At 65.6% G+C, this 5,255-nt stretch carries 7 protein-coding genes and 2 pseudogenes; 5 read left to right on the top strand and 4 right to left on the bottom strand.

Going from position 1 to position 5,255, the window contains the following annotated elements; genetic code table 11:
• A partial coding sequence (locus tag AUC71_RS11035; protein WP_158007804.1) for an NAD(P)/FAD-dependent oxidoreductase occupies positions 1-914 on the top strand: 914 nt, incomplete at its 5' end.
• On the opposite strand, the gene fabI is transcribed toward AUC71_RS11035, so the two are convergent.
• The 3 genes from fabI to AUC71_RS11020 all read right to left on the bottom strand — a co-directional run bounded on the left by fabI (position 904) and on the right by AUC71_RS11020 (position 2,392).
• Positions 904-1,722: an enoyl-ACP reductase FabI gene (gene fabI / locus AUC71_RS11030; RefSeq protein WP_069624307.1), complete on the bottom strand. Its 819-nt coding sequence runs from the start codon at positions 1,720-1,722 to the stop codon at positions 904-906. The two genes, AUC71_RS11035 and fabI, sit on opposite strands and share 11 nt — an antisense overlap.
• Positions 1,723-1,823: 101 nt before the next feature.
• A complete protein-coding gene (locus tag AUC71_RS11025; protein ID WP_069624306.1) occupies positions 1,824-2,003 on the bottom strand; it encodes a hypothetical protein in 180 nt (59 codons plus the stop codon).
• A gap of 11 nt (positions 2,004-2,014) precedes the next feature.
• The gene (locus AUC71_RS11020; protein WP_158007802.1) at positions 2,015-2,392 is read right to left on the bottom strand and encodes an RT0821/Lpp0805 family surface protein; all 378 of its coding nucleotides are present in this window, start codon (positions 2,390-2,392) and stop codon (positions 2,015-2,017) included.
• 206 nt (positions 2,393-2,598) lie between these two features.
• Here AUC71_RS11020 and pdxH point away from each other — a divergent pair, with 206 nt between their 5' ends.
• The 4 genes and pseudogenes from pdxH to AUC71_RS22730 all read left to right on the top strand — a co-directional run.
• A complete protein-coding gene (gene pdxH, locus AUC71_RS11015) occupies positions 2,599-3,207 on the top strand; it encodes a pyridoxamine 5'-phosphate oxidase (RefSeq protein WP_083238301.1) in 609 nt (202 codons plus the stop codon).
• Positions 3,208-3,226: 19 nt separating this feature from the next.
• Positions 3,227-3,982 carry an SDR family NAD(P)-dependent oxidoreductase gene (locus AUC71_RS11010; RefSeq protein WP_069624303.1) on the top strand — a complete coding sequence of 252 codons (756 nt, stop codon included), beginning with the start codon at positions 3,227-3,229 and terminating at the stop codon, positions 3,980-3,982.
• Positions 3,983-4,062: 80 nt separating this feature from the next.
• Complete coding sequence (locus AUC71_RS11005) at positions 4,063-4,692, top strand: hypothetical protein (RefSeq protein ID WP_069624302.1); 630 nt, start codon at positions 4,063-4,065, stop codon at positions 4,690-4,692.
• A pseudogene (locus tag AUC71_RS22730) lies at positions 4,689-4,787 on the top strand (DUF1499 domain-containing protein); the annotation flags it as partial. The gene AUC71_RS11005 and the pseudogene AUC71_RS22730, both read left to right, overlap by 4 nt.
• Before the next feature lie 138 nt (positions 4,788-4,925).
• Here AUC71_RS22730 and AUC71_RS19545 read toward each other — a convergent pair.
• Positions 4,926-5,255: pseudogene (locus tag AUC71_RS19545) on the bottom strand (MBL fold metallo-hydrolase); the annotation flags it as partial.

The raw sequence follows: 5,255 nt of genomic DNA, 5'->3' as shown, positions 1-5,255 counted from the left end.
ATCAGCGCGCCTTCGGGGGCCAAGCGGGAGCCTCGGCGCGGATCGAGAACTATCTCGGCTTTCCGACTGGCATTTCCGGCTTGGGCCTTGCAGGACGCGCTTTCAATCAGGCCCTGAAATTCGGCGCGGAGATCGCCATTCCGCTCGAAGTCTCGCGGCTGTGCTGCCGGGACGCTTCGCGCGACCCCGCTGAGCCGCTGCGGCTCTATCTCACCGACGGCAACGCGGTTCGGTCGCGGACCATCGTCATCGCCTCCGGCGTCCGCTACCGCCGGCCGTCGATCCCGGACCTGGAGTCGTTCGAGGGGAACGGCGTCTCCTATTGGGCGTCGCCGATCGAGGCGAAGCTCTGCGAAGGGCAAGAGGTAGCGCTGGTCGGCGGCGGCAATTCTGCCGGCCAGGCCGTGGTTTTCCTCGCGCCGAAGGTCAAGCACCTGCATCTCGTGGTGCGCGGCCCGGGCCTCGAAGCCTCGATGTCGCGCTACCTGATCGACCGCATCGCGGCGTTGCCCAACGTCACCCTGCACACCGGCACCGAAATCGTCGGTCTCGTGGGCAGGGACAGCGGCGGGCTCTCCGCCGCCGTGTTTCGGGACCGGGCGACCGGCGAGGCACATACGTGTCCCGTGGCCCAGGTCTTTCTCTTCATCGGCGCCGACCCGAACGCGACCTGGCTCGACGGCTGCGTGGCCGTGGATGAAAAGGGGTTCGTGGTCACCGGGAAATCATGCCCCAAGGCCGCGCGCCCCATCGAGCCGCTGGAGACGAGCCAAAGCGGTGTCTTCGCCATCGGCGACGTGCGGGCGGGATCGACGAAACGCGTAGCCGCCGCGGTGGGTGAGGGGGCCGCCGTGGTCGCGCAGATCCACGAGGTGCTCTCGGCGCCTTCTGAAGCTCGCGCGGCTACTCTTTGACCACGGAGATGTCGGGCGCGTCCTCGTTCTTCATGCCGATCACGTGGTAGCCCGCATCGATATGCAGGACCTCGCCGGTGACGCCTTTGGACAGGTCGGACAGAAGATAGAGCCCGCCGCCGCCCACATCCTCGATGGTCACGGTGCGCCGCAAGGGCGAGTTGTACTCGTTCCATTTGAGAATGTAGCGGAAGTCGGCGATGCCGGAGGCGGCGAGCGTCTTGATCGGGCCGGCGGAGATGGCGTTGACGCGGATATTGTTCTTGCCGAGATCGGCGGCGAGATAGTGCACGCTCGCCTCCAGCGCCGCCTTGGCCACGCCCATCACGTTGTAATGCGGCATGACCTTCTCGGCGCCGTAATAAGTGAGGGTCAGCAGCGAGCCGCCATTGGGCATCAGCGCCTCGGCGCGCTTGGCGAGCGCCGTGAACGAGTAGCAGGAGATCAGCAGCGTCTTGGTGAAATTGTCTTCCGTGGTGTCGACATAGCGGCCGTCGAGCTGGTCTTTGTCCGAAAACGCGACCGCATGGACCAGAAAGTCGATAGTCCCCCACTCCTTCTTGAGCGCCTCGAACACCGCATCGACGGAGGCGCCGTCGGTCACGTCGCAGGGAAGCACGAGTTTCGAACCGGCCTCGGCGGCGAGCGGCTCGACGCGCTTCTTGAGCGCCTCCGCCTGATAGGTCAGCGCCACCTCGGCGCCCTGCTGGGTCACGGACTTGGTGATGCCCCAGGCGATGGAACGGTTATTGGCGACGCCGAACACGACGCCGCGCTTGCCTGCCATGAGATTTCCGCCGTCCGCCATAAGCCCTCCTTCGCGCACGAATTCGGGGCTTTATACACCGGGGGGACGAGGCCGGAAGGGCTTTCGCCCCTCCGCCGCCGGACCAATGCGCGCGGGAGGCGCTAGTTCTGAAAGCGCCGCAGCGGAATGATTCGCGACAGCGCCAGCGCGCCGCGTGTCGCGCCGGTCCTGGCGATGACATGGGAGCGCAGCGGCGTGAAGCGCAGGCTGTCGGCCTTGGCTTTATCGTCAGACTGTCCGCCGGAGTAGGCGGTCTCGGTCATGGACTGAATATCGGACATGAACGTTCCCTCTAACCTGCGATCGCCCAGCTTCCGTCTTCCTCGCGGCAGGCGGCGCCTTCGATCTCTTTCTCTCGCCCATCCCATGCCAGTGAATAGACGACGGTTCGGCAGATGCGCCCTTGATCGTCCCGAAACACCGACACCGGCTTGACGCGGCCCGTGAGTTGGCTGATCGGCCGCCGCCACACGAGCGTCACTCCGTCGCCGAGCTCCGAAAGCGCCATTTGCAGCGCCTGGAGCGCGACCGTGCGATCTGAACGGTCGAGACTGGTTTTGAGTTCCGTCAGGCCTTGCCGCGCAGGGCTCGAAGCCACCGCCGCGACGTCATTTGCCCCGATTTCCTCGGCCTTGAGAGGAGAAAGGGCGGGCAGCAATACTGACAACACTAGAGCGCCCGCCCCAATGATAGGGGCGTTCCAATGGAACGTACGCATAACAATTCGTCCCCAACTCTGACGCGGCTACTGTATTCCCCCGCGCCCTCTATCAACGGGACCGATCCTGGCCTATCAGAGTGAGGAAATCGTAAATGGCCGTGCCGGCGGGGGATTTTTTTCTCAAGCCTGCGGCGTGGATCAGCGATGGACGGAAAATGACGGAAATTCAGGATTTCACCGCGGCGGAGGATCCCTTCGCCTTGTTCCAGGCTTGGTTTGCCGAGGCCGGGAAAACCGAGCCGGCCGACCCGGACGCCATGGCGGTGGCGACAGTTGACCCGCATGGGTTGCCCAATGTGCGGATGATTCTCTTGAAGGGCGCCGATGAACGGGGGTTCGTCTTCTATACGAATTGCGAGAGCGCCAAGGGGCAGGAACTCGGCGCCAATCCGAAGGCCGCTCTCCTGTTTTACTGGAAGAGTCTGGGCCGGCAGATCCGCGTGCGCGGCCCCATCGCGCCGGTGACGGACGCCGAGGCAGACGCCTATTTCGCCACGCGCCACCGGGAAAGCCGGATCGGCGCCTGGGCCTCGCAGCAGTCTCGGCCGCTCGAGAGCCGCGCCGCGCTGGAAGAGGCGGTCGCCCGCTACACACAAGAATTTGCTGACACCGCCGTGCCGCGCCCGCTCCATTGGCATGGCTACCGCGTGCTGCCCGTGGAGATCGAGTTCTGGCAGAACGGGGCCTACCGGCTGCATGATCGGATCGTGTTCCGCCGGGCAGAGCCCGATGACCCCTGGACCAAGATGCGTCTCAACCCGTAGCCGCGATGATCCTGATCTCATGACGCTGATTCCGAACGAGGACCGCAAGACCTTGCTGCTGACCGGCGCCTCGCGCGGCATCGGCCATGCCACGGTCAAGCGCTTCTCCTCCGCCGGATGGCGGGTCATCTCCTGCTCGCGCCAGGCCTTCCCGGAGGATTGTCCCTGGGAGGCGGGGCCCGAAAACCACATCCAGGTCGATCTCGCAGATCCCGGCAGCACCGACCGCGCCATCGCCGAGATCAAGGACCGACTCAAGCCCCAGGGCTCGAAGCTGAATGCGCTGGTCAACAACGCCGCCATCTCGCCCAAAGGGGAGGGCGGCAAACGGCTGTCGTCCCTCGATACGTCGCTCGAGGATTGGCGGCAGGTGTTTCAGGTCAACTTCTTCGCGCCCATCACGCTGGCGCGCGGCCTTCTCGATGAGTTCGCGGCGGCGTCCGGCGCGGTGGTGAATGTGAGTTCGATCGCCGGCGGGCGCGTCCACCCCTTCGCCGGCCCGGCCTACGCGACGTCGAAAGCGGCGCTCGCGGCGCTGACCCGCGAGATGGCCGCCGACTTCGCTCCGCGCGGCATTCGGGTCAACGCCATCTCCCCGGGGGAGATCGACACGGCGATCCTTTCGCCGGGCACCGAAACCCTGATCGACGGCATTCCCATGGGCAGGCTAGGGGAGCCGGAGGAGGTGGCGAAAGTCATCTATTTCCTGTGCACCGACCCCTCGAGTTATATCAACGGCGCGGAAATCCACATCAATGGCGGCCAGCATGTCTAGGCGGGCGACCACAAACCTGCCATCGGGCCCGTTTAGCGGTAAACTAGGGCAGGCGGTTTCAGTATGAAGGATCGGGCAAGGTGACGGCGCAGGATTCCATCGATCGCTATGCGACCGCGCGCTACGAGGTCAAGGAGGCGTATGAGGCCAAGTGGGCCCGCCGCATCGCGGTCTTCTTTCTTCAGCTCTTGATCCTGACGGTGATCCTCCATCGCTTCGCAGGCCTCGGCACGCCCGCGGCCATCAATCTGGTGGCCGTCTCGGCGGCCGGCATGGCGATCGCGGTGATCATCGCCCTCATCTCGCTCATCCGCATCTGGTTCGGCGGCCAGACCGGCGCGGCCAACGACTTCGCCGCCATTGCCGTCGGCCTCGTCGGGCTCGCGCTCCCTGTCTATTTCTTGTCGAAGGCCGTGCTGCTGCCGCCGCTCACCGATGTGCAGACCTCGCCCGGCGCGCCGCTTCAGTTCACGGTCCTCGGCGAGCAGCGCCCCCGCGACGCCAATCCTCTGACGCCGCCGGATTCCGACAAGGCGGCGTTGCAGGCGAAATCCTATCCGGATATCGGGCCGATGTTCCTCGAGCGCTCCGCGCCGTCCGTCTACGCCCTGGTCAACGAGGCCATCGGCCGGCTGGGCTGGACCGTGGTGGTGAACGAGACGCCGGGCGAAAGCGGCGTGGGCCGCATCGAGGCGACCGACTCAACATGATCATGGGCTTCACCGACGATGTGGTGGTGCGCGTGCAGGGCAACGACGCCAACACCCTGGTCGATATCCGCTCGGCCTCGCGCTACGGCATGCACGATTTCGGCGCAACGCCGAGCGCATCCGCGCTTTCTACGGCGAGGTTAATACGGCGCTGGAGAAGGGCGAGAAGACCGTGCTCGAGCAGGCGGCGCCCGAGGTCGAGGAAGAGCCGGTCGCCGCGCCCGCGGAAGAGGTCACGAAGAAGCAGCGGCGCCGGAAGCGCGTACGTAGAAGCCGCTAAGCTTGTCCGTGGCGCCTTCCGCCGAGACCATGCCCCGCGCGCTCAGATGCTCCAGATGGGCGAGCACGGAGAGAGCCGCCGCCTCTTTCAGATTGGCGTCGAGCGCGCCATAGAGCTTGGCCACGATGCGCGGAATGGTGCTGACGCCGTCGTCGATACAGGCGAGGATATTCTGCTCGCGCCATTTGCGGTGGGTGATGTAGGCACGCACCACACGCTGCGGCGTCTCGATACGCCCGCCATGGCCCGGCAGGAAGACCTTGTCGTGGCGCTGCATCAGCCG

The organism is Methyloceanibacter marginalis, assembly GCF_001723295.1.
Taxonomy (GTDB): domain Bacteria; phylum Pseudomonadota; class Alphaproteobacteria; order Rhizobiales; family Methyloligellaceae; genus Methyloceanibacter; species Methyloceanibacter marginalis.
The sequence above is the reverse complement of the archived record's forward strand: the minus strand, read 5'-3'. Positions and strand labels throughout refer to the sequence as shown.

Coding starts and splice junctions, on each gene's coding strand:
- fabI (WP_069624307.1), bottom strand. CDS start 1,722: ATGGCGGACGGCGGAAATCTCATGGCAGGCAAGCGCGGCGTCGTGTTC.
- AUC71_RS11025 (WP_069624306.1), bottom strand. CDS start 2,003: ATGTCCGATATTCAGTCCATGACCGAGACCGCCTACTCCGGCGGACAG.
- pdxH (WP_083238301.1), top strand. CDS start 2,599: ATGACGGAAATTCAGGATTTCACCGCGGCGGAGGATCCCTTCGCCTTG.
- AUC71_RS11010 (WP_069624303.1), top strand. CDS start 3,227: ATGACGCTGATTCCGAACGAGGACCGCAAGACCTTGCTGCTGACCGGC.